Genomic DNA, 22,252 nt, shown 5'->3' with positions numbered 1-22,252 from the left:
CCAAGGAACTCAAATGCCTCAATCTGGACTAGATGCAGTAGTACAAGCTGCGCAAGGAACTCACCAAGCGACGGTTATTTGGTTGCATGGTTTAGGAGATAGCGGTCACGGTTTTGCTCCTATCGCGCCAGAACTAAAGCTCGATCCTTCTTTGGGGGTTAAGTTTATTTTTCCGCATGCACCAACACGCCCAGTAACCATTAACAACGGTATGGAAATGCGGGCATGGTACGACATTAAATCGATGGATATGGAAAGTCGTGCAGATGTGGGCGGTGTAAAAGAATCGGCAAGCCTTGTAACACAGGTAGTAGAGCAAGAAATTGCCTCTGGCATACCTTCAAATAAAATACTGATCGCCGGTTTTTCTCAAGGGGGTGTGATTGCCTTAGAGCTGGGGACACGTTTTGACAAACCACTTGCCGGTATTGTTGCACTGTCCACATACATGTGCGCCCCTCAAAACTTACAGATGGAAAAACACTCGGCGAATCAATCTATTCCGATACTTTGTTGTCACGGACAGCAAGATGAAGTGGTTCCCTTGTTTTTAGGCAGAGCGGCTTATCAGGTGCTCATCGAAAACGGCTACAAGGTCACTTGGAAAGAATACATGATGCAACACAATGTATGCTTACCAGAGATTAAAGATATAGCGGCATTTATTTCTGAGCAATTAAAATAAAAAAATAACCGTAAAGGGTTACCCCAAACCACAATTTAGGTAATATTCGCTGCAACAGATGTTATTCAGTTTTAGGTGACCCTTTTGTCTACAAGACGAACCATTCGCATTGCAACCCGAAAAAGTGCCTTAGCCATGTGGCAAGCACGTTATGTTCAAGAACGCTTACAATACTACCATCAGGATTTGGAAGTCATTCTTTTGCCCATGTCTACGCAGGGTGACAGAATTTTGGACACGCCACTTGCCAAAATTGGAGGCAAAGGTTTGTTCATTAAGGAGTTAGAACTCGCTATGCAGGAAGGGCGCGCGGATTTGGCAGTACATTCGATGAAAGATGTGCCGGTGCAGTTTCCACAAGGCTTTGGCTTGCACGCTATTTGTCCTCGGGAAAACCCTTTTGATGCCTTCGTATCAAATACGGTAGCGTCTCTTGAGTCTTTGCCTATGGGCGCTGTTGTCGGTACATCTAGCTTACGTAGACAAGCACAATTGCGTCACTTTCGTCCTGATATACAAATCAGCGATCTACGCGGAAACGTAAACACTCGACTCGCGAAATTAGACGCTGGACATTACGACGCAATTATTCTTGCCTCCGCCGGCCTCATTCGCCTTGAAATGCAATCCCGGATAAATCACGAAATAAGTGAAGACATTTGTCTACCTGCTGTGGGACAAGGTGCCGTGGGCATTGAATGCAGGAATGATGATGATACGCTGATTGATTTGTTGCAGCCCTTGAACGACCCAGAGACAGCCCTGAGAGTGAGAGCGGAACGTGCAATGAATGCAAGGCTCGAGGGTGGATGCCAAGTACCCATTGGTAGCTTTGCAAAACTGCAAGGTGAGGAACTAAAACTTAGAGGCTTGGTCGCTAGTCCCGACGGCAAAACTGTACTTCGCGCTTCTGCGCACGGTCACTTGGATCAGCCTGAGCCGATCGGTATTGCGCTAGCAGAGGATTTACTTGCACAAGGTGCAGGTGAAATTCTTGCCTCTCTGGCTCTTTCTCACGGATAAGGCAGAATGTAGCTTGTGCTATTAGTCACTCGCCCCGAACCCAAAGCTAGCAAGAGTGTAAGTTTATTTAAAAGTGAGCACTTACCTTGCTGTAAGTATCCTGCCATAAATATCCAACTTATACTCGATGCCCAGCTGCCAAGACAAACTTATGATATTGTAATTGTAACCAGTACTTATACGCTCGGCTGGTTAACTCAGCATAAATTTATCTGTAAAGAAGCGACAATCAGTATTGGACAAGCCACAACGCATGCGATTCAGCAAGCAAAGTTGCCATGGGTGAAACAGCTTATTCAAGCCACGCAACAGAATTCTGAAGGCGTATTGGCACTGCCCATACTTCAAGACCTAAAAGCTAAACGTGTACTAATTGTAAAGGGCAAAGGCGGCCGTGATTTATTGGAAACCAGCCTTTGTAATAAAGGGGCGACGGTCGATGCACTGGCTGTATACGAAAGGCAAGGTAACTGTGACCAACAACTCATCAGACAAGTTGAGGAACAGCCAATAACGTGTATTATTGTTACCAGTGTAGAAATAGCAACACAGTTATTTGCATGCTTTTCGGAGCAATGGTTGTTCGACAAAAAGTGGATCGCTGCTAGTCATCGCATCGCTGATTTTCTGAAGAGTAAAAATATCGAAAACGTGTGGGTGAGTGATAGCGCAGAAGATTCAGCCATTATGGATGTTGCAAAGTCTATCTTATAATAACAAGGTTCTGCTGCTCTGCGTTGCAGGCAAATGAAAAAGCCATTGCGAATTATCGCCTTAAAATAGAGCATATTCTTTTCAGGAGTGTTGAATGTCGGATACCAAGCCCGAAAATACCGAAGCAGTTGGATCAGAGCAAACTGAAGCGCTTGAAATAGAAGCTGAGTACACGCATACGCCACTTCAAGCACCGAAAAGTAAGCAGGCTAAAACTGGGGCTCTTTGGTTTATCACCATCTTAAACCTAATGATGTTATGTGGTGTTGGTGCAGCTGGGTATTGGGCATGGGATCAATATCAACAATCTGTAGAAAGTAAAGACGAGAAACTCATTGCTTTAGAACAAGGGCTAAGTCGTTTATCAAGTGCCAATACCCGCACTACAGAAGACTTCCAAGAAAAAAACACTGTTTTTTCAAACAACCTTGCTGCGCTTTATGACGAACTTAAATCTACTCAAGAAATAAATAAGGCTTTGCAAAAACAACTGGCCGAATTGTCTGGACGAAGACCTTCAGATTGGTTACTCGCCGAAGCAAACTACCTAGTGAACTTAGCTGGTCGCAAATTATATTTGGAAAACGACCACGCCACCGCTATCGCATTGTTAAACGAAGCTGATGCCCGCGTGACTGACTTAAATGATCCAGCTCTATTCCCGCTTCGAACCGCTATTGCCAGTGATATCGCGGCACTTGAGCAAATTAACCCAACATCCCTTACCTCTATCGCCTTAACCCTTGGCGGAATGCTGACACAAGTTAACTCACTGCCACTCAACACCTTTGTCCTGCCAGAAACGACGGAAAAGGAAGATCTCACCTTGTCCTCAGACCCCGCAGATTGGAAAGAAAACTTATCGCGCACATGGCGCGCCATCGTTGGTGACTTTATCAGTATCAAGCACGTTGACGCGCCAATCGAACCCTACTTAGCAGAAAGGCAACAGTGGCTGATCGAACAACAACTCAAACACGCCTTGTCTCGTGCTCAAAGCGCTGTGTTAACCGAGGCTGTGGTTTTGTTCGAGCAAAGTATCGACGAGGCAGGTCAACTGACTGCAGAGCACTACTCATTAGACTCCCCTCAAGTTGAACGGTTCTTGAGCGCGTTGCAAACTTTGCGAAATACCGACTTTAAAAAAGTTTACCCCGATAGCTTGCTCTCGCAGTCCTTGCTTAAAGATATCACCGAGCAAAGATTGCGTTTGAACACAGCGATAGGAGATGATGCAGAATGATCAAGTTCATTTTAGTGTTGCTCCTACTTTTTGCGGCACTGCTGCTAGGGCACAACTTGATCGGCTATGAAGGTCGCGTCGTCATTGCCACAGAAAGCACAGTTATTGAATTAACACTGATCAGTAGCCTCATCATTGCTTTTATTGTGATAATCCTTTTTTGGCTACTAGAATGGTCGGTAAAAAAGATAATACGCAGCTTGTCAGGCTCAAAGAACTGGCTGGGCGCTTTAAGTAGCAGACAACAAAACAAAGCCTTTTACACCGCACTCAATGCCTACTTAATTGGTGATACAGAAGCCGCCAAAAACAATATTGAGAAAAGCTTTGGTGGAGACTACAACGGCACAAACTATTTACTCGCAAGCGAGTTACACAAAGACAAACCTGAAAAAGCCCTGCGCTTGCTGTCATATTGTGACGAGGACAAGCCAGCGCTTTACCTCACTATCAAACGTGCGCAGCTCTTGTTGAATACGTCACCTAAAGCAGCCTTACAGACGCTCGACGCTCTCCCTAATAAAGCGCAACAAACACCAATAGTGGTAAACGCTAAACTCGCTGCCCTTGCCAAACAAGATCGATGGCTGGAGATAAAGGATTTAATTACGCAACACAAAAAGAATTTAGGCGACACCTATATTGAATGGGCGCAGCGGGCGACTCACGGAGAATTTGCAGAAATAGCAAGTAAAAGCGGCGCAAACGCGCTGAAAGAAAAGTGGGCAAATTTATCACGTGCAGCTAAAAAAGATCTGGCAAATCAACTATGCTACATTCAACTGTTAATGGATCAAAACCTTCATCAAGAAGCAGAAACGGTTTTAATAGACTGCGCCAAAAAACATACTCACGCGGCTTTTTTGGGTTTGTTTAAGCAGCTGCAACACGCCAACCCCGCTGCTTCAATTAAGTTTATTGAGCAAAAGATAAAATCACAGGCCGACGCCCCAGAATATTACTCGGTGTTAGCGCACTTGGCCTTTAATTCAAAAGATTATGCCTTGGCTCAACGAGCCATCAACAAAGCTTTGGAGCTTAGGCAAAACAATGAGGATGTGTTATTACTCGCTGCGATATTGGAACAGCAAGCTTGCTATGACCAAGCAAATGTACTTTATAAAAAACTATTAACCCACTCATCTTTGTCCGTTGATAGTCGCCACTAATTAACCCTCTTGCCTCAAGGCTGACAACAATTAAGGGATTAATACATGAATAAAAACAGTGAAATATTGTTTGCTTTGCACGATAAACCAAATATCCAGCAAAGCCTCACTTCGGCTTTACAACATATCCTTGCGTGTTTTGTGGGTATCATCACCCCCACCTTGATTATTGGCTCGGCTCTAGGCCTGACTGCAGAAATACCCTACTTAATTAGTATGGCCTTGTTTATTTCTGGTATATCCACCTTTATTCAAGCAAAAACATTTGGCCCAGTCGGTTGTGGTTTAATTGCCGTTCAAGGCACCAGTTTTGCCTTTGTCAGTGCTTTGCTTGTCGCAGGCTTTGCTGTTAAAGCAAAAGGGGGCAGCAACGAGGAAATTTTAGCAACAATGTATGGAATATGCTTTGTTGGGGCATTCATTGAAATCATCGTCAGCCAGTTTGTAGATAAAGTGAAACGCATCATCACTCCCCTTACAACTGGCATCGTCATCACCACTATTGGGATCAGCTTGATCAAAGTCGGGATAACCGACCTCGCAGGGGGTTATGGAAGCGAAAGTTTTGGCAATATTGAAAACTTAGGTTTGGGCGTTTTTGTGCTGATCATCATTATCGGTATGAACGTATCGAAGAACCCTTGGATCAGGTTATCTGCGATTATGACAGGGATGATTGCCGGTACCACTGTAGCTTACTTTATGGGCTTGCTTTCATTCGACGGGCTTATCGCACTGCCGAGTGTGAGTGTGCCAGTGCCTTTTAAATACGGTTTTGCTTTTGACTGGGAAGTATTTGTCCCAGTGGCGCTGATATACTTCTTAACCGCCCTCGAAACCTCTGGTGACATTACCGCAAACAGTTTATTTTGTGGCCTGCCGATAAAAGGAAAGGAATATTTCACTCGTATCAAAGGCGGTATTTTAGCTGATGGACTGAATTCAGCACTGGCAGCCATTTTCAATACCTTCCCTAACACCACTTTCGGTCAAAACAATGCGGTCATTCAAATGACGGGAGTCACAAGTCGACATGTCGCTTTCTACATTGCTGGCTTGCTCGTGTTGCTGGGTCTGTTTCCGGTAGTAGGCGGGGTATTGCAAGCGATACCAAAACCTGTACTAGGAGGGGCAACCTTAGTCATGTTTGCGACAATCGCCGTTGCCGGCATCAAGATCCTAGGAAGCGAACCCATAGACAGAAGAAAATCCTTAATAATCGCAACATCCTTGGGCGCTGGATTGGGTGTACTTATGGTACCCAACGCAATAGAAAGTTTACCGCCTTTGCTCAAAAACATACTGTCGTCAGCCGTCACAACAGCAGGTTTTATAGCGATTATTATGAGTGTTGTCGTACCCGAAAATACTAAAACATTTGGAGAAGAATCTACAAAATGATTTATTGAAAGCTCAACTGAGCCGTGCCATGTTCAACTAAATTTGAAAAATAATTGAGATCAAGCGGCTTAGGCAAAACCTGTATATCTTGTATCTCAGATGGCAGTTCAAAGGCATCAGCATGGCTGGAAAATACGATAATCGTTGGGTTATAATCTTCCAAACTCGCGATTTGCTTGGTCACTTGATCAGCGGAAATAGAAGCGAGCTCATCATCAATAATGATCAAAGTGGGCTTTTTGCTGGCAATTTCAAAACCGGCTTCCAAACCGTTGTCGTAGCAATAGGTTATATAATCTACATCTCGAATGATGCGTTTTACATGACGTACTAAGTACCTATCGCTGGCCATCATGACACAATGGCGATCCAAGGCTGGCTGTAATTCAGTTGGCAAGGGAATGTGGTTGTCGAGTAAAAATGCGACTAATGCCTCTTCGCTTACCCTGTTATTTCCTCGTCCTGGAAGTTTAAAAGCCGGTAATTTACCTGCGGCTATCCAACGAACGACGGTTCGTGAAGTAACATCACAAATCTCAGCCACTTCACCGCTTGTATATGATTTCATAGATTGATTTCTACACCCGACTCATACACAAAAGATAGCAAAGTTCCTAAATCCAAGCGAGATATTGCATACCCTCACGTCTATACTTAGGTATAATATTTAAGCTTGCAAATTGAAGGCTTAACCGCACTTAGCTGCTCAGATTTTATGAAGCCACAAAACCCGCTTCTTTTATCGCCTTGATGTGGGTTTTAGATACGGGCACCTGCAGACCATTTGTGAGAGTTAAGGTCAAGCGACGTTCCTCCCTTTTTACCTGCGAAATTGCTTGGTGAGCAACCCACCATGAGCGATGAGTTTGATAACCGGGGTAGTGTTTAAGTGCCAACAATGCATCTTTAAATCGCATCAACAGCATGTGATGACCTTTTTCTGTGTACACTTTTATGTAATGGTCATCCATTTGCAAACACAAAAGATCGCCTTGTTTTTCAATCGGCAACTGTGCCATAAACTGTCTACTGGCTGAGTCCATATCATCTTGTTGTACCACTAACGCACTGTTTAAAGCTTCTTCAGTTTGCGTTAGCGCCGCTTTTTGTGTATCGATGTGAGTACGCATTAGTGAGACAACCGTGATGACAGTACCTACTAAAATTGTACGTGGAAACAATTCCATAAACCGATCGACAAAATTAACTTCATAAGCAAAAAATAACCAAGTTATTATTGGCACAACAGCAGTCATGATCACGCTAGCCCCAAAAGCCCCAATCGCCACCCTTAACCATTGACGATGCAATCGCCTTTTTAATGATTCCACAGATAATACGATGATGGGTGCATAAATACCGTAACCAAGAATACAAGTAAGTACCCAAAAGGACATACTCAAATATACGGGAATATCGACCATCCCAAATGGCCTTAGCGCACCCAATACAAGACCAATAACGGTCATGAGAAGCACATTTTTGAAGATATTGTGGTTGATAAATTTTTTCATAAAACACTGATTTATTGTAATTAATTCACGATTCGTGAATGTGCATTGACAAAATTCTGTATCGTCCACGAAGTATTCAGCACCGTTGACGAACTCTGCCTTGCCGCGCAACTTACCTCATTTTATCGTTTCTCTCACTCAAGGCAATTTTACATTCGCTAACCTTGAGCAACATAGCGCTATCGACAGTTACCTGACGCGTTTAGTTGACTTGAACACGATGTATGAACTCAGCCCCAATTAAAAGAGGATAAAAAATGAAAAGATTGATTTCCACACTGACACTCGTTGCAAGTACAGCAGTATTCAGCACTCATGCACTCGCTTCAACAATAGATTTCCATATCGATGGTATCAAAGACAACAAAGGCAAACTGTACATTCAGTTATTTAAAGGCGAAGAGGATTACCACAACGGTAAAGCCAGAGCAGCCACCATAGTCACCGCTGATAGCCACTCAAAGACTGTAACTTTCAATAACATCGACGCAGGGGAATATGCCTTGCGATTTTTTCACGATGAAAATGACAATGGTCAATTAGACACTAATTTATTTGGTCTGCCCTCAGAAGGTTATGGCTTTTCAAACGATGCTAAACCTAACTTTGGTCCAGTACAGTATGACGAAATCAAGTTCGTCGTAGATGAGGCGACAGAGACGACGTCAAATACCACTCATGTCATTTACTAGGTAAGAATATGAAACGTCGAGACTTTATCAAAAAAATGACTGCATTAGGCATGACAGGGATCGTTCCCCTCTCAGCTATAGCTAATTTAAAAAGTGGTATGCAGTTAGTCAATACAAAACAGTTGTTCAATGATGCCCTCAGTAGCGATGCGTCGCTGATAGGCTTTTCCAATACCGAAAAAGATTTCCCGCGCTGCAATTTAGAAATAGAAGGCGTGATTCCTAGTGATCTTAAAGGGAGCTTTGTTCGCAACGGTCCCGCACGACATGCACGCGGAAACATTCGCTATCGACATCTATTTGAGGGCGATGGCATGATACAAAAATTTACTTTTGACGAGGGCAAGCTTCAACACTTTGGTCGCTTTGTTCGCACCCCAAAATTTGAAAAAGAAGAAGCGGCAGGACGCTTCTTATATTCTGGCCCCGACACCAAAATCGCAGATAGTTTACCTGTGCCCAGCGCAGACCATATCAATGCTGCGAACACAAATGTAATTGCGGTAAATGAGGAATTATGGGCATTGTGGGAAGGTGGCTCCGCAAGTGCATTGGACTCGAATAACCTAGCGTTTAAACATTTTGTAAACTTAGGTGATGGAAGCAAGATGCATAACAAACTAGCAGGTCTTCCTTTTTCTGCTCATCCTAAAATAGAAGCAAACGGTGATATATGGAACTTTGGCCTTAGCCCAAGTGGTCACATTGTCATTTATCATCTGTCGCCTAAAGGCAAAATAAAGAACATTCAACTCCTACCCACTAAATACAAAGGCGGTATGTTGCATGACTTTTTAATCACGAATACACATATATTGTTGATACTGCCCTCGCTAGTAAGACGGACAGATGAGCACGGTTTGTTTTCTGGAATTGCAATGGATAAACAACTTTCAATGCAAGTTCTCGTCGTCGACAAAAATAATTTGCATGTAGAGCGTCGATACGAGTTGCCTCCCGGCTTTGCTTTTCATTTTGGGAATGCTTGGCAAGACAAACAAGGGCACATCCATTTCGATGCGAGTTTGTATCAAGACGTCGGTATTTTGCACGAACTATCGGACATTATGTCTGGCAAAAAAGTAGATACGCCGACACACGGTTATACACACTTATTTAGCTTACACAAAAATGGTCGCGTCTCTCAAACAAAGTATGATGATATCAGTGAATTTCCACGCGTATGTAGTCACCTAACAGGTCAACAAAATCGCTATCTGTTTCACTTGTCGAATGATGCGGATAGCTTTTGGAACAATGCGGTCGTTGTACGTGATTTAAAAAGCGAAACACGTGCACGATTTAACTATGGGCAAGAGTATTTAGTAGAAGAACATATTCCTGTTTGTCCAAAAGGCATCGAAGACGGGTATGTTATCGGCAGCGCTTTGCATGTGCCGACAAAGCGCACTTGTTTAAATGTTTTCTCTATGAAACATATTGAAGACGGTCCGATGGCGCGTGCTTGGCTACCCTATCATCTGCCACTTGGTTTTCACGGTAATTTTATCAGCGCTTGAAACTTAATTTGCTAGTATGAGAAACTTGCGGGACTTATCAAATTTTGCAAAAAGGCACGAGCTTGCCAAAAAACAACATCATAGTTGGGGTTTCGGGTACAAACCTAACTGTGGAAGAAATCGATTTATTTCGCGACTTGGCGCCTTGGGGCTTTATTTTATTTTCAAGAAACATCGCATCCCCAAACCAACTATCAAACCTTATTGAGCAAATTAGGCAAGTTGCCCAGCAAGACGAGCCGCCTGTACTGATCGATCAAGAAGGGGGACGCGTGTCTAGGTTACCCGCCCCTCACTGGCGCATTCCTCCCAGCCCGAGTATATTTGCTCAACTATATAAACTAGACCGAACACGTGCACTCAAAGCTTGCTACCTCAACAATTTGCTTATTGGCTACGAACTCAAACAATGCGGTATCAACATCAACTGCGCCCCGATGCTTGATATTGCGCAAGCCAATTCGGCAAGTATTATCCACGAACGTGGTTTGGGCTCGACACATGAACAAGTCTCAGCATTGGGTAATGAAGTCATTAATGGACTTTTAGATGCGGGCGTCGCACCTGTCATTAAGCATATGCCAGGCCACGGACGCGCCCAATCAGACAGTCACTTTAGTCTGCCCATAGTTCACGCAAGTAAAGAAGCACTCACTACCGATTTTTTACCCTTTAAATCATTATCAAAACCAGCAATGGCAATGAGCGCGCATGTCGTTTTTTCTGCATTCGACAAAGACTTGCCCGCAAGTATCAGCCCAACGATGTACCAAGTAATGCGCGAGCAAATTGGTTTCGACGGCTTAATCATGACGGATGACATCAATATGCATGCCTTATCCGGCAGCATTGTTGAGCGCGCGACTAAGGCACTGCTAGCTGGTGCTGATATGGTACTGCACTGCAGTGGTAACTTTGAAGAAATGAAAAGCTTACTGTCTGTTGCAACACCGCTGACTGGAAAAGCTTTTGAACGCGCTATTCGAGCGGAAAAACAAGCTCAAATGACACCCTCACAGCAAGACATGTCCTTAAATGGACTCGACGAATTGCAAGCGCAACTAAAAGTGTTGTTGAAATAACAAAAGGTAAAAATGGCTAAACAAAAACCCAGTTTTGAAATACATAGCTATGGCATTTATGACGGCTGGGATGAAAGTAGCAAAAAGCTTCCAAAAATAAAAACATTTACAACCAATATTCCCGCTGTCCTCGACATTGAGTTTGGTCTGATCTTACAAGTAAAACGCGGCAAAGGAATATGTCTCGATTGGATTATCTATCACCCTGATGTGTGCGACAAAAAGGGACGACCCATGCCTCCTTTCGAAGGAGAGGTGTACGTGCGTACCAATGATTGGGAATTTTATCTAGGCGATACAATATGGGAGCCCATTGAAAATGCCGAAGGTGACTGGCATATGATGCTTTCTTATAAGGATAAATGCATCGCTGAAAAAACATTCAGCGTAGCCAAAGAGCATGGCGATGGCGAGATTCAGTTTTGGAAAAAACGCGGATATTAAAGCATTCGCAGCGACTACTGCCACATTACCAAAACTGCGGCCAGGGAAATTAACAACAAGCCCGCAAATTCATGCGCTCTTACCCGCTGCTTTAACCACAAGGTTGATAGTAAAATCGTAAACAACACCTCGATTTGTCCTAGCGTTTTTACATAGGCAACATACTGCAATGACATAGCGCTAAACCAACCGATAGATCCTATACAACTGGTAAAACTTGTCGCAACCGTTAACTTTTTGTGCAGCTTAAGCTGTCCAAAGGTACGCGGCTCTGTGTAAGCAATGTAGATCGTCAATAATACAGTTTGAATACACAGAACAAGTAGCAATACCCATGCAGCATTGTGCGGAAACGGCAAATTTAGCGCAAGCGACGCTTCTCTTATGTACAAAGAAGTCATCGCAAAACTCGCCCCACACGCTAAGCCAATAATAACGGTGCTAAAACTAAAAGAGCCTTTTTTTAGGACACCACTCAGCACAAATACGGCAAGGGTGCCAACGAGAATACCTACCCAGCCTAAGACACTCAATTGGCTACCAAAAAACAACATGCCAATTACACCTGCGACCAAAGCCTCACTCTTGGCTAGCCCCGCACCAACAGAGAAATTCTTTTGTTTAAACAACACAACCATTAAGGCAGTTGCGATAATCTGTAAACATGAGGCGACCAAAATATAGGTCAAAAACGCCGAAGAAAATTCTGGGAATATCTGAGGAGAAAAAATATATAAACCAGACAAATAGAGGAATGCGATAGGCGAGGCAAATACAAATCTTGCTAAAGTCACGCCTGAGGTACTCACTTCGGCACTTAACCTGCTTTGCAAGGCGTTGCGACCACTCTGCATAAACGCCGCCAAGAGTGTAAAAAATATCCATGCCATGCTTGTGTATTCCTGATTCAAGATGCGAGATAAGTATAATGCATAAAACATTTACATTGCATATTGATAGGTGCATGAGATAACCTAAATCATATACATTTTATTTACATTTGAGGTTGAACTTATCTTTATCCGTTGTTTGTATTTAGCCTTTGCTTTGTGTTTGTCTTTTCAGGCTAGTGCAGAATCCGAAGACGCCAATCCTGACTCGATAGATACGCGGATCATTCGCTGGGCGCACGTATATGAGCCTTCTCATCCTCTTCACAAGTGGGCGTTATGGACTAGTGAGCAAATATTTGAACGTACGGCTGGACGCTATAAAATTGAGGTCTACCCTTCATCATCATTGGGAAAAGAAGGACACATTAACCAAAGCCTGAGTCTTGGTTCATTGGACATTATATACACAGGTACCAGCTTTGCCTCACAACTTTATAAGCCGCTTGGCTTATCCGAGATGCCATACATCTTTGAAGACTATCAGCATTGGCGACGTTTTATCCAGTCTGAGGTATTTGCCAAGATAAGCAAAGAGTATGAACAGCTATCAGGCGGAAACTTGATCGTCAGTTCTAGCTATTATGGTGAGCGTCATTTAACGGCGAACCGTCCTGTCACGAGCCCAGAGCATATTGAAGGCTTAAAAATCAGAGTACCAGGTGCAGCGGTGTACCAATTATTCCCGCTTTCTTTGGGCGCTAAGCCCAGTCCAATTTCGTTTTCAGAAGTATATTTAGCTATTCAGCAAGGGGTCGTGGACTCTCAAGAAAACCCCTTGCCCACGATTAAAGCCAAGAAATTTTATGAGGTACAAAGTCATATCAATTTAACGGGTCACATACTAGGCTCTATCTTGGCCGTCGTCAGCGGTCGCACATGGGCTGAGTTATCTGCAGATGATCGTAAAATTTTTCGTGAAGTGCTCAACTTGGCCGCTGAAAAAACCTCGGAAGAAGTGCGATTTAACGAGCAGAACTTATCGTCATGGTTTGAAAAACAAGGGGTCACTATCAATCAAGTTGATAGAGAAGCATTTCGTCAAAAAGTGCTGAAATTTTATGAACACACCACATTTTCGTACGACAGGGATATCTATGCACGCATCCAAGCCCTCTAGCGACAAAGTCACAGACGACATTAACTGGGATGACCCAAAAGACGAGCAGCTTGACTTTTCGTCGATCGGGCTTGAAGACTGGTTGTCTTTGTTATTGTTTTTTACGCTGGCGCTAGTGCTAGTTGCACAAGTACTTAGTCGCTACGTGCTCAATGCGCCACTAGGATGGACAGAAGAGGTCGCTAGATATCAGTTAGTAGTACTGGCATTTGTGGGTGCGTCTATCGGTTTTAGGAAAAACACGCATATCAGCTTTGTATATTTCCAGCGCTTTATTCCACAAGTATTGAAGTCAACAGTTATGAGCATACTCTCACTTATCAACACAGTATTTTTAGCTTTTTTACTTTATACCTGTGTCAAGATCATGCCACTGCTAAGTAGCCATGAAATGAGTTCTCTCGCCTTTTCTATTAGCGCACTATATGGGCTAGTAGGTTTGGCATTGTTAGCGTGTTTACTGCGTTCATCCATGCACACAATTACCAGCTTTAAACATGCCGCTAAACCACACCTACCCAATTAACGAGTAAGCATTTCGCCATGATCATTGCCGCACTTTTCATCACCTTATTTTTGCTCATCTTACTCGGCGTACCTATTGCATTTGCGCTGGCTATCGCCTCATTAGTCGCTATCCTTATTGAGGGCAGTATTCCCGACTTGGTTGTATTACATCAAATGGTCGGAGGCATGGATAGTTTTCCCTTGTTGTCGATACCCTTTTTTATTCTCGCTGGCGCATTAATGAACCAAGGCGGAATCACTAAGCGGATATTCGATTTTGCAGGCGCACTTATGGGCTGGCTCCGGGGTGGCTTGGGTCATGTTAACGTCGGTGCATCAATTTTATTTTCCGGCATGTCAGGGGCTGCCGTAGCCGATGCGGGAGGCTTAGGCGCAATCGAAATTAAGGCGATGAGAAGCAAAGGCTACGATGCGGATTTTTCGGTCGGACTCACCGCCGCCTCCTCTACGATAGGGCCGATTATTCCACCCAGTTTACCGATGATTATTTACGGAGTTATTGCGGGCGTCTCAATTGGTCAACTCTTTGCTGCTGGTATTATTCCCGGCTTATTGATGGCTTTAGCGCTATCTATCATGGTGACGATCTATGCGCGTAAACGGCACTACCCCAAAGACGCAAAATTCTCATTGGGTCGAATACTTCTTACATTCAAAAAAGCATTTCCCTCATTACTTGCCCCTGTCATTATCGTAGGCGGAATTTTGAGCGGATTTTTTACCGCGACCGAAGCAGCCGTCGTCGCTTGCGTTTACGCATTTTTACTCAGTAGTTTATGGTATAGAACGCTGAGTCTTAGGGGCTTACTTAAAGTCTCTTTCGACACGATTGAAACAACCAGCAGTATCATGTTAATCATTGGTGGTGCCGCAATATTTTCTTGGGTGTTGACAAGTCAGGGCATACATCAAATTGTCGCTGACTCATTAGGCTTTGCAGAGGGAAATAAATATGCCGTTTTACTTACTATAACCCTCATACTTTTTGTCGTCGGTTGCTTTATGGAAACCATCGCGGCAATTACCATTCTCACCCCCATTCTCTTGCCGATTGCACTTTCTGCTGGTATCGACCCAGTTCAGTTTGGCGTTATCATGGTGCTAAACTTAATGATAGGCCTACTCACGCCGCCACTAGGGATGGTACTCTTTGTCCTTTCCCAAGTCTCAGAGGTGCCAATAGAACGCTGCGCAAAGGCAACATTGCCGTTTTTGTTACCCTTAGTATTCGTGTTGTTCCTGATTATGCTCGTGCCAGCACTTACGCTTTGGCTACCTGGGCTCTTATACTGACAATCGCAAAACATGCCCTTTCCCGTCTATCGTGACGACAAGTATTATTGCGCCATCGGATGCAACACTCACATCGCGAATACGACCTCGGTCAGATAAGATCCGCTCAACCTTTTCAACCTTTTCTCCTTGGGTGGTCAATAGCTGCAATTCCTGGATGCCCATGCCGCCCACGAGCATTTTACCCTTCCATTGCGTAAACATATCGCCATCGTAAAAATCGATGCCCGCAACTGCAATAGACGGCACCCAGTAATGCTTAGGTTGTTCCATACCTTCTTTTTCTGTTAAATGCGTAATCGGCGTCCCATTGTAATTCATACCGTAAGTAATTACTGGCCAGCCATAATTTGCACCTTTGTGAATAACATTCACTTCGTCCCCTCCTCTTGGGCCGTGTTCCGACTGCCAAATACGCCCTGAGCTAGGCTCTACCACCATGCCTTGAGGGTTGCGATGACCTACACTCCAAATGCCTGGCAACGCATCCTTTTGCGCCATAAAAGGATTGTCTTCGGGAATGCGGCCGTCGTCATGTAAACGAAATACTTTGCCATTTGGTAAGCTCATATCCTGAGCACTAGGTCTATCCCCTCTGTCACCAAAACCAAAATATACATAACCCTCAGAAAAAACGATGCGAGAACCAAAATGACGACGCGAACTAGTGTGCGCCTCATCCGCCACTACGAATATATCTTCATGATCGACCCATGTGTTATCTTTGACTCGCCCTCGAGCGATTTTAGTTGTGCCATTTTTTCCATCCTTCGAGCTCGCGTAAGACAGATAAATCCAGCCATTTTTATCAAAGTTTGGATGCAAGGTAATATCTAACAAACCGCCTTGACCATTTTGCCAAATAGCAGGCAAGTTTTTCACTTTGTTAATCAATTCGCCGCTAGTTGAAATATGCAACAATTCGCCATTTCGTTGTGTTGCCAACATAGAGCCATCAGGCAAGTGCTCTAGTGCCCACAATATGCTGTCAGCCACATGTAGTGTTTCTATGTTAAATGTATGCCCCAAAGATGTAATAGTTTTGGCTTGCGTATCGCCTTTACTTGCTTCTCGCGCAATCTTGTAACGCTGCTCATTGATGTAAATGACTAATGAACGAATTTGTTCATCAGATAGGGCTGACTCCCAAGCAGGCATACCGTAATTGGCGGCGCCCTTTTTAATAATTTGCGTCAGTGATGCTGGAGAACCATCTTTTAACCACTTATCATTTAGCAATGAGTCTGCCATACCACCTGCTAATTTGGCACCGTGACACGATGCACAGTTAGCCTGATAAAGCGCTTCAACTTTTTCTTGAGCATGACTTAAGCCACTCAATCCAAAAAACAAGGCAAGGGATGCAACGGCGATTTTACTGCTTTGAATAAACTTAGCAGATAAAGGAGAATGTGGCTGATTGTTGCTGAGAAAAGTTGTAACGGTCATACTTCTATAATCCTATAGGTGCGTAAATTCTGGATACTTAGGCAATACTAGTGGCTGCCTACGGTTTGTTTTGTCTTGCAACTGTGCTTGATGCCTCAGAGAAATTAAATCTTGCTGAAGTTGTGTTCTAAATTTTCGGACTTCTACCCATGCAGCATTAAACTCCTCGTCAGAGTCGAGCGTGTCTTCTTTGTATCCCTTTAGCATAGGGCCAAGTTTACTGTATGCGTGAAACAAACGCTCAATTTGGCGATTTTCAAAAGCCTCAATCTGAGACGCATAATACTCACTTATGGCAGGGCTTAGTTCATTGAGCAATCTATTCGGAAAATCGGCAAAGTAACTGAGGTAATCATCCATAGGCACTGAATCTGCACTCTGCCACTTACTGACTGAATCGTAATTAAGTAAGCGCTCACTGTTTGGCTCAATCACTAATAAAGTGGGTGTGCCAAAATACCCTGGATATGAAAAACGCTGCATGAGCGCACGCTTGTCCTCCAAATAACCTACGTCAACAAATAGGATTTCGTAGTTGGCTTGTAATAGAGAATACATCGTTTTATCAGAAAACTTCGCCGCCAAGCCTCGGCTGTCATGGCACCATTGTGCGCCAAAAACCAGCAAAAACAACTTGTTACTTTGCTTAGCTTTGGACAACGCAGAATTAATGTCTTGGCTAACCGTATCAGAAGGCAAATACTGAAACTCATCAAAAACCACAGTATTGTCATCTGCAGCAAACACACATACAGAACATGCGCAGATAACAACAAAACTACCCAGCAACAAACGGCTCAAGCCTAACTTTATGTTTATCATTTATATACCCAGTAAATGTGCCAATAAGCCTATTAGCCCGCCAAAAAATCCGCCCCATACGACTAACCAGCCTAAGTGACTTCTTATCATTTGTTGAATTATGCTCTTTACCATCGCAGGCGTTAACTCATCTAAGCGACTTTCGACAAGTGCGTTTATCTTCTTGTGCATGGCTTGCGGATCGTAAGTGTGCGTGCCCGCTAGCTTCAGTTTGTCTTTAAAGTCATCTGATTGACTAATTTGCACAACAGAAGCAGTTAGATTTTCAATAAAAGGTTCACGCAATGGCGTCAGGGCCTCTTCACCGCCGAACATGTTTAACATACCACCAAAAGAGCTGGCTTTGATAGTGCTCACTAATGAGTCAAAGGCAGGGGATAAATCTGTGTCCTCGATAACAGCCTGAAGATCTAAGCTCGAGTTTGAAGCTGCCTGCGCTTGAACAAGTTTTTCAATATTCTCCAAGCTAAAAAATTGCTCCATGACTAAAGATCGTATGCCAAGCTTAAATTGTTCAAACTTAATCTGAATCACCCCAGAGCCATACAAGCCGGGTACTTTTTCGAACAGCATATGTACGGCTAGACTGTTTGTTATTGCCCCAGCTAAAGCAAATACACCAACAACGAATAGCACATCTATTTGCAAATACAGCCCTAATACAAGTACCAACAAAGCTACGATATTCGTTACAACACTCTTATTCACTTACATTCCTTATTATTCAACATTAAAAAACACCTCAATTTGTCTAGGGTTTCGATCAGCTACCATTTGACTTGCGGTATTCTGTGGGCGTTTGACCCGTCTCTCGTTTAAATACTTTATAGAAAGAAGAACGTGCATTAAATCCTACTGCGTAAGCTATGTTAAGCACACTGTCTTCATTTGCAATAATCATGGGCTTAGCCGTTTCGATTCGCCACTTGTTGATAAAGTCAAAAAAAGTTGTCTCCATCGTTTCGTTAAGTGTTTGCGAAATATAGTTTGGCGAAATGGCCACATGCTTGGCCAATATATGCAATGAAATATTGGGGTCAAGGTGTAACTGATCCTCTTCCATTGCTATCTTTATCTTTTTAGCAATTCGCTCCGATTGCTCTGCTCCAAGCGCAGAACGTGCATATTTCTTTTTTGCTGGTGACGCACTTTCTCCTGTACCATGTTTATCCTGACTTATCTCAGCCTCAGCTTGCGATTCTGCAATCAAATAACGCCCCTCGAAGCCCGGCTTTTGCCGCAGCCCCCAATAGGCCAAAGTCCAGACCATCACAAGTGAGAAAACGACACCAAGCAACACACCATTTTTTATGCCAGTACCGGACATATCGATCAATATCAGGGTTAACAGCGATAACCATGACAATACTACCGCGCACAATACCCAATAAACCCATAGCAACTCACGGTTTTCATTGTTGGCGAATAACGATTTAAGCAAAGCTTGGTAATGCAATAATTGCCTGACAATCTTAACGCTGTAATAGGTGGTCTGCACTATCCAGAAAAGCACTGTGATGAACAAAGCGACAACAACGGTAAGTAAATAGCCCTCGTTTATATCCTTGCCTGCAATAAAAATATCATGAGCTTCTTGTTCACTTAAGTTCAAAATCAATACGCTGACCAAGATGCCCAACACAGCTGGGCTAAAATGATAGGCCATTTTTAAGCTCAGCTTCCAAGGCTCAGTAGATGTCATTGCTTGCACATACAACCACAAACTAGGCGCTAGCATCAGCCACCCAAGTAGGCTTAAAGAAAAATAGGTCACTAAGTGATTCGGCAATATCATCTCGACAACAGGGGTAATCGCGAGCATTCCACTAATTGAGAAAAACACGGTAAGGATTATGTTAGAGGCGTGTTCACGTAAATTGGAAATCAACATAGATACACAGAGCACACACTGCCCAAAAGTCATCATGCTTAAGGAAAAAACCAGAGGCGCTTTCAACACGCTACTTTCTGTAAACATCGCGACCACTTTTTATTAAAAGTAACACTATACCCACTCTTTCTCCTCATATTCATTAGTGCGAGCTTTTACCCAACAGAAAGAAACACGATGGGATTGTACTTGGAAATTCCCTCCTCTTTTGTCGCAAAACCGCTGCGAGTATATCCATATACGCTTTGATTTTTCGTCCATGAAAAATAAATTTTGCGACAAAAGAGGAGGGAACTTTCAAGTATAACCCGCCGTGCGGGAAACAATAAAAGGCACTGAACCAAGTTTTTTTACCTTGCTTTAAACTTTTCTAGTAAGCGCGTCGACTAAACAAATAATGGTTAGTTAGTGCAATGCCCAATTAAACCAAAAAAATAGCAAATAGGCATGTTTTTAGTTTATTTGACTAATTCTTTTGGACGAATATAAATTGGCAATCGTTAAGTTATTGATATTTATGTAATTACCTAATTGGTACAGCGAATGCTAAATAGAACACATATTACTGCCCATGATTAGGAAAGGATTGAAAATGATTCGCCAAACAAAAAAACCCGTTTTTGGATTTATTGCTGCTGTAGCATCAAGCTTCTTATTGGCTGGTTGCATTATTCATGTGGGTGCATCTGATTACGAGCATGCCTCAGACTATCAACATCGCTACAAGTCTGGCAACGATTACACGAGTGCCAATAAAAGTGTTTCGGTACCAGACGGCGCTGAGGCAGATGAGATATCAAGTACCAACGGTAGAGTGAGGGTTGGTGATGGTGTAAGTGCCTCAGAAATCTCCTCAAACAACGGTACGGTTGACATTGGTGACGACGTAACTGCAAACGAAATTTCCAGCGTCAACGGCAAAATAAGCATCGGCGAAAATGCCACCGTAAACCAAAGCATTGAAGGCGTTAATGGAAAAATCAGTATTGGTCAAAATGCAAAGGTAGGAAAAGATGTTGAAACGGTTAACGGCAAAATACAAATAGACGAAGGCAGTGAAATCAAAGGCAAGGTCGAAACGGTAAATGGTTCCGTTGATCTGACTGGCACAACGGTGGGAAAAAATGTAGAAACCGTTAACGGCAGTGTTTACCTAAGAGACAATAGCCATGTGAAGGGTGACATTATTCTTAGCGGACGCAAAAAACAGGGGCAAGACTGGTACAACAAACCCGCCAAAATAGTTATAGACGGCTCTTCCAAAGTTGACGGCAATATCGTCGTATATCGCGAAGTAAATTTCGAGTTTGCCGATGCTTCTCTTATGGAAAAAGTAGAAAGACGCTACGAATCCGAGTAACGATTCCCTTGTACGGCAGTACTTGGTGAGTAAAATAGTCACAACCGTTATTTTAGTAACCGAGTACTTGCCGCTTTTACCGCTCAAAACTAGAGGCTGTTTATCACAAAAGCGCTACAACAAAAATGACTGCCTCGCCTGCTCCAATTTGTACTGCGCTCCCTCGATGTCTTTATCCGCCAGAAAATCAAAAAACACATCCATAGCAGCCTGCGCCATATCGTTATTTGTGTCGCGGTCAAAAAACTGAGAAACGCCTTGCGCTTCACCCAAAATTAGTTTTCCTTGCTGGATAAAATAATCCTCATTGCTTTTACTGTTGGTATTAGGTGAAATCGCGCCAAGCATTTGATTGAAGTCTTGTTGAAATTTTGCTTTCGCAATCACCTTAAGAAATCGCTTGGCAGCGGCTTTGTTTTCTGAGTATTGAGGGATCATAAATATGTCTGTTGGGGCTTCCTCATACAACGGAACTGCCGAGTTCAGTACTGGAAAGCGGAAAAATCTAAAATCTGATTTAATCCTTGCAGGCATATCCCCAGCAAAGAAGTTACCCATCAAGGTCATGCCAGACATTTTGTGATAAAGGAAAGGCATCGCGTCAGACCATTTCCACTTGTAGTACTGCGTCACAAAGTAGTTTTTATCAAGTAAGCTCTTCCAGTGTTCTAGCACGCGATACACACGCTCATCTTGGAACGACTCTTCTCCTTTCAACAAACGCTGATGAAAAGACAGACCGTTTAAGCGCAAGTTTAAATAATCAAACCATGCCAAGGTTGGCCATTTGTATTTTGCACCTATGGTAATGGGGACAACGCCATTTTCACTTAGTACCTGACAAACCCGCAAAAACTCATCCCATGTTTCAGGGGGAGACAGGGCCAACTTTTCAAACAAAGAATGCCGGTAATAAAAACCCCATTGATAATAAGAAATTGGCACACCAAACTGAGCACCGTCCAAGGTCACCGTGCCAAACGCACCCGATGTAAAATGTGCCTCGAGGTTTTCTTCTTGCCATACATCAGAAATATCAGCAATGTAGCCTTTTCTGACATATTGGAACAAACGCTCCCCACCTTGCCAATTAAGAACATCAGGGCCTTTCCCTTGTGCAAACCATTCTGCTAATGCTTGCTTAAATTCAGCATCAGACATGAAGATAAAATGTACTTTTTGACCCGGATTATCCCGTTCGTATTGTTCAGCAAAAGAAGTATAAAAACTGCGTTGCCCACCAGAACTTGCGAGTATGCCGATGTCTATTTCTTCAGCTAGTACGAGATTGAAACAACAGAGCAAATACGCATGACCAACAGTCAAGAGATAGAACAAACGTCGAGTGATACACTTCATTATTTTGCACGTCACCTTTTTAGATAACAAAACCAAAGAAAGTTTGTAATCCA

General features: G+C 43.3%; 23 protein-coding genes. 15 read left to right on the top strand and 8 right to left on the bottom strand.

All coding sequences use genetic code 11. The features are described from left to right. The first annotated feature begins 13 nt into the window (after positions 1-13). The 6 genes from ACFOHL_RS16280 to ACFOHL_RS16255 all read left to right on the top strand — a co-directional run bounded on the left by ACFOHL_RS16280 (position 14) and on the right by ACFOHL_RS16255 (position 6,235). Complete coding sequence (locus tag ACFOHL_RS16280) at positions 14-685, top strand: alpha/beta hydrolase (protein ID WP_376921296.1); 672 nt, start codon at positions 14-16, stop codon at positions 683-685. A gap of 75 nt (positions 686-760) precedes the next feature. Continuing rightward, a complete protein-coding gene (hemC, locus tag ACFOHL_RS16275; protein WP_376921295.1) occupies positions 761-1,708 on the top strand; it encodes a hydroxymethylbilane synthase in 948 nt (315 codons plus the stop codon). 15 nt (positions 1,709-1,723) lie between these two features. Continuing rightward, positions 1,724-2,422 carry a uroporphyrinogen-III synthase gene (locus tag ACFOHL_RS16270; protein WP_376921294.1) on the top strand — a complete coding sequence of 233 codons (699 nt, stop codon included), beginning with the start codon at positions 1,724-1,726 and terminating at the stop codon, positions 2,420-2,422. Between the two features lie 94 nt (positions 2,423-2,516). Further along, a complete protein-coding gene (locus ACFOHL_RS16265; protein WP_376921293.1) occupies positions 2,517-3,665 on the top strand; it encodes a uroporphyrinogen-III C-methyltransferase in 1,149 nt (382 codons plus the stop codon). Beyond that, positions 3,662-4,834, top strand: coding sequence for a heme biosynthesis HemY N-terminal domain-containing protein (locus ACFOHL_RS16260; protein WP_376921292.1), 1,173 nt, complete (start codon positions 3,662-3,664; stop codon positions 4,832-4,834). The genes ACFOHL_RS16265 and ACFOHL_RS16260 overlap by 4 nt, the downstream gene beginning before the upstream one ends. A gap of 45 nt (positions 4,835-4,879) precedes the next feature. Beyond that, positions 4,880-6,235, top strand: coding sequence for a nucleobase:cation symporter-2 family protein (locus ACFOHL_RS16255; RefSeq protein WP_376921291.1), 1,356 nt, complete (start codon positions 4,880-4,882; stop codon positions 6,233-6,235). A 1-nt stretch (position 6,236) separates the two neighbouring features. On the opposite strand, the gene ACFOHL_RS16250 is transcribed toward ACFOHL_RS16255, so the two are convergent. Both ACFOHL_RS16250 and ACFOHL_RS16245 read right to left on the bottom strand, forming a co-directional pair. Then, complete coding sequence (locus ACFOHL_RS16250) at positions 6,237-6,803, bottom strand: helix-turn-helix domain-containing protein (RefSeq protein ID WP_376921290.1); 567 nt, start codon at positions 6,801-6,803, stop codon at positions 6,237-6,239. Between the two features lie 145 nt (positions 6,804-6,948). After that, positions 6,949-7,749 (bottom strand): LytTR family transcriptional regulator DNA-binding domain-containing protein, encoded by an 801-nt coding sequence (locus ACFOHL_RS16245; RefSeq protein WP_376921289.1) that lies wholly within the window; start codon positions 7,747-7,749, stop codon positions 6,949-6,951. Positions 7,750-7,834: 85 nt separating this feature from the next. On the opposite strand from ACFOHL_RS16245, the gene ACFOHL_RS16240 reads away from it, so the two are divergent. From ACFOHL_RS16240 to ACFOHL_RS16220, 5 genes are all read left to right on the top strand, one after another. After that, positions 7,835-7,993 carry a hypothetical protein gene (locus ACFOHL_RS16240; RefSeq protein WP_376921288.1) on the top strand — a complete coding sequence of 53 codons (159 nt, stop codon included), beginning with the start codon at positions 7,835-7,837 and terminating at the stop codon, positions 7,991-7,993. 13 nt (positions 7,994-8,006) lie between these two features. Beyond that, positions 8,007-8,441: a DUF2141 domain-containing protein gene (locus tag ACFOHL_RS16235; RefSeq protein ID WP_376921287.1), complete on the top strand. Its 435-nt coding sequence runs from the start codon at positions 8,007-8,009 to the stop codon at positions 8,439-8,441. 8 nt (positions 8,442-8,449) lie between these two features. Then, the gene (locus tag ACFOHL_RS16230; protein WP_376921286.1) at positions 8,450-9,961 is read left to right on the top strand and encodes a carotenoid oxygenase family protein; all 1,512 of its coding nucleotides are present in this window, start codon (positions 8,450-8,452) and stop codon (positions 9,959-9,961) included. Between the two features lie 62 nt (positions 9,962-10,023). Continuing rightward, a complete protein-coding gene (gene nagZ / locus ACFOHL_RS16225; protein WP_376921285.1) occupies positions 10,024-11,043 on the top strand; it encodes a beta-N-acetylhexosaminidase in 1,020 nt (339 codons plus the stop codon). Between the two features lie 12 nt (positions 11,044-11,055). Next, positions 11,056-11,487, top strand: coding sequence for a DUF3859 domain-containing protein (locus tag ACFOHL_RS16220; RefSeq protein WP_376921284.1), 432 nt, complete (start codon positions 11,056-11,058; stop codon positions 11,485-11,487). 14 nt (positions 11,488-11,501) lie between these two features. Here the strand turns inward: ACFOHL_RS16220 and ACFOHL_RS16215 are convergent, their stop codons facing one another. After that, on the bottom strand, positions 11,502-12,377 hold the full coding sequence (locus ACFOHL_RS16215) for an EamA family transporter (protein WP_376921283.1): 876 nt from the start codon (positions 12,375-12,377) through the stop codon (positions 11,502-11,504). 163 nt (positions 12,378-12,540) lie between these two features. Between ACFOHL_RS16215 and ACFOHL_RS16210 the strand changes: the two genes are divergently transcribed. Genes ACFOHL_RS16210 through ACFOHL_RS16200 form a run of 3 tightly spaced genes read left to right on the top strand, consistent with a single transcriptional unit; the run spans position 12,541 to position 15,318 of the window. Next, on the top strand, positions 12,541-13,497 hold the full coding sequence (locus ACFOHL_RS16210) for a sialic acid TRAP transporter substrate-binding protein SiaP (RefSeq protein ID WP_376921282.1): 957 nt from the start codon (positions 12,541-12,543) through the stop codon (positions 13,495-13,497). Beyond that, positions 13,475-14,023, top strand: a complete 549-nt coding sequence (locus tag ACFOHL_RS16205; protein ID WP_376921281.1) for a TRAP transporter small permease — start codon at positions 13,475-13,477, stop codon at positions 14,021-14,023. The genes ACFOHL_RS16210 and ACFOHL_RS16205 overlap by 23 nt, the downstream gene beginning before the upstream one ends. A gap of 17 nt (positions 14,024-14,040) precedes the next feature. Continuing rightward, complete coding sequence (locus ACFOHL_RS16200) at positions 14,041-15,318, top strand: TRAP transporter large permease (RefSeq protein ID WP_376921280.1); 1,278 nt, start codon at positions 14,041-14,043, stop codon at positions 15,316-15,318. Here the strand turns inward: ACFOHL_RS16200 and ACFOHL_RS16195 are convergent. The 4 genes from ACFOHL_RS16195 to ACFOHL_RS16180 are packed head-to-tail and all read right to left on the bottom strand — an operon-like array spanning position 15,310 to position 19,567. Further along, entirely contained in the window at positions 15,310-16,767 is a 1,458-nt protein-coding gene (locus ACFOHL_RS16195; RefSeq protein WP_376921279.1) for a PQQ-dependent sugar dehydrogenase, read from the bottom strand. The genes ACFOHL_RS16200 and ACFOHL_RS16195 overlap by 9 nt on opposite strands. 12 nt (positions 16,768-16,779) lie before the next feature. Next, the gene (locus tag ACFOHL_RS16190) at positions 16,780-17,589 is read right to left on the bottom strand and encodes a thioredoxin family protein (protein ID WP_376921278.1); all 810 of its coding nucleotides are present in this window, start codon (positions 17,587-17,589) and stop codon (positions 16,780-16,782) included. Further along, a complete protein-coding gene (locus ACFOHL_RS16185) occupies positions 17,590-18,297 on the bottom strand; it encodes a DUF445 domain-containing protein (RefSeq protein ID WP_376921277.1) in 708 nt (235 codons plus the stop codon). Positions 18,298-18,352: 55 nt separating this feature from the next. Then, positions 18,353-19,567 carry a helix-turn-helix domain-containing protein gene (locus ACFOHL_RS16180; protein ID WP_376921276.1) on the bottom strand — a complete coding sequence of 405 codons (1,215 nt, stop codon included), beginning with the start codon at positions 19,565-19,567 and terminating at the stop codon, positions 18,353-18,355. 505 nt (positions 19,568-20,072) lie between these two features. Between ACFOHL_RS16180 and ACFOHL_RS16175 the strand changes: the two genes are divergently transcribed. Then, positions 20,073-20,840: a hypothetical protein gene (locus ACFOHL_RS16175; protein ID WP_376921275.1), complete on the top strand. Its 768-nt coding sequence runs from the start codon at positions 20,073-20,075 to the stop codon at positions 20,838-20,840. Positions 20,841-20,954: 114 nt separating this feature from the next. On the opposite strand, the gene ACFOHL_RS16170 is transcribed toward ACFOHL_RS16175, so the two are convergent. Further along, positions 20,955-22,199 carry an ABC transporter substrate-binding protein gene (locus tag ACFOHL_RS16170; protein ID WP_376921274.1) on the bottom strand — a complete coding sequence of 415 codons (1,245 nt, stop codon included), beginning with the start codon at positions 22,197-22,199 and terminating at the stop codon, positions 20,955-20,957. Positions 22,200-22,252: the final 53 nt, after the last annotated feature.

This window comes from Agaribacter flavus (assembly GCF_042646125.1).
Lineage (GTDB): Bacteria > Pseudomonadota > Gammaproteobacteria > Enterobacterales > Alteromonadaceae > Glaciecola > Glaciecola flavus.
This window is presented reverse-complemented; position numbering and strand designations above follow the sequence as displayed.

Coding starts and splice junctions, on each gene's coding strand:
- ACFOHL_RS16280 (WP_376921296.1), top strand. CDS start 14: ATGCCTCAATCTGGACTAGATGCAGTAGTACAAGCTGCGCAAGGAACT.
- ACFOHL_RS16265 (WP_376921293.1), top strand. CDS start 2,517: ATGTCGGATACCAAGCCCGAAAATACCGAAGCAGTTGGATCAGAGCAA.
- ACFOHL_RS16260 (WP_376921292.1), top strand. CDS start 3,662: ATGATCAAGTTCATTTTAGTGTTGCTCCTACTTTTTGCGGCACTGCTG.
- ACFOHL_RS16255 (WP_376921291.1), top strand. CDS start 4,880: ATGAATAAAAACAGTGAAATATTGTTTGCTTTGCACGATAAACCAAAT.
- ACFOHL_RS16250 (WP_376921290.1), bottom strand. CDS start 6,803: ATGAAATCATATACAAGCGGTGAAGTGGCTGAGATTTGTGATGTTACT.
- ACFOHL_RS16245 (WP_376921289.1), bottom strand. CDS start 7,749: ATGAAAAAATTTATCAACCACAATATCTTCAAAAATGTGCTTCTCATG.
- ACFOHL_RS16235 (WP_376921287.1), top strand. CDS start 8,007: ATGAAAAGATTGATTTCCACACTGACACTCGTTGCAAGTACAGCAGTA.
- ACFOHL_RS16230 (WP_376921286.1), top strand. CDS start 8,450: ATGAAACGTCGAGACTTTATCAAAAAAATGACTGCATTAGGCATGACA.
- ACFOHL_RS16220 (WP_376921284.1), top strand. CDS start 11,056: ATGGCTAAACAAAAACCCAGTTTTGAAATACATAGCTATGGCATTTAT.
- ACFOHL_RS16215 (WP_376921283.1), bottom strand. CDS start 12,377: ATGGCATGGATATTTTTTACACTCTTGGCGGCGTTTATGCAGAGTGGT.
- ACFOHL_RS16205 (WP_376921281.1), top strand. CDS start 13,475: ATGCACGCATCCAAGCCCTCTAGCGACAAAGTCACAGACGACATTAAC.
- ACFOHL_RS16200 (WP_376921280.1), top strand. CDS start 14,041: ATGATCATTGCCGCACTTTTCATCACCTTATTTTTGCTCATCTTACTC.
- ACFOHL_RS16195 (WP_376921279.1), bottom strand. CDS start 16,767: ATGACCGTTACAACTTTTCTCAGCAACAATCAGCCACATTCTCCTTTA.
- ACFOHL_RS16190 (WP_376921278.1), bottom strand. CDS start 17,589: ATGATAAACATAAAGTTAGGCTTGAGCCGTTTGTTGCTGGGTAGTTTT.
- ACFOHL_RS16180 (WP_376921276.1), bottom strand. CDS start 19,567: ATGTTTACAGAAAGTAGCGTGTTGAAAGCGCCTCTGGTTTTTTCCTTA.
- ACFOHL_RS16175 (WP_376921275.1), top strand. CDS start 20,073: ATGATTCGCCAAACAAAAAAACCCGTTTTTGGATTTATTGCTGCTGTA.
- ACFOHL_RS16170 (WP_376921274.1), bottom strand. CDS start 22,199: ATGAAGTGTATCACTCGACGTTTGTTCTATCTCTTGACTGTTGGTCAT.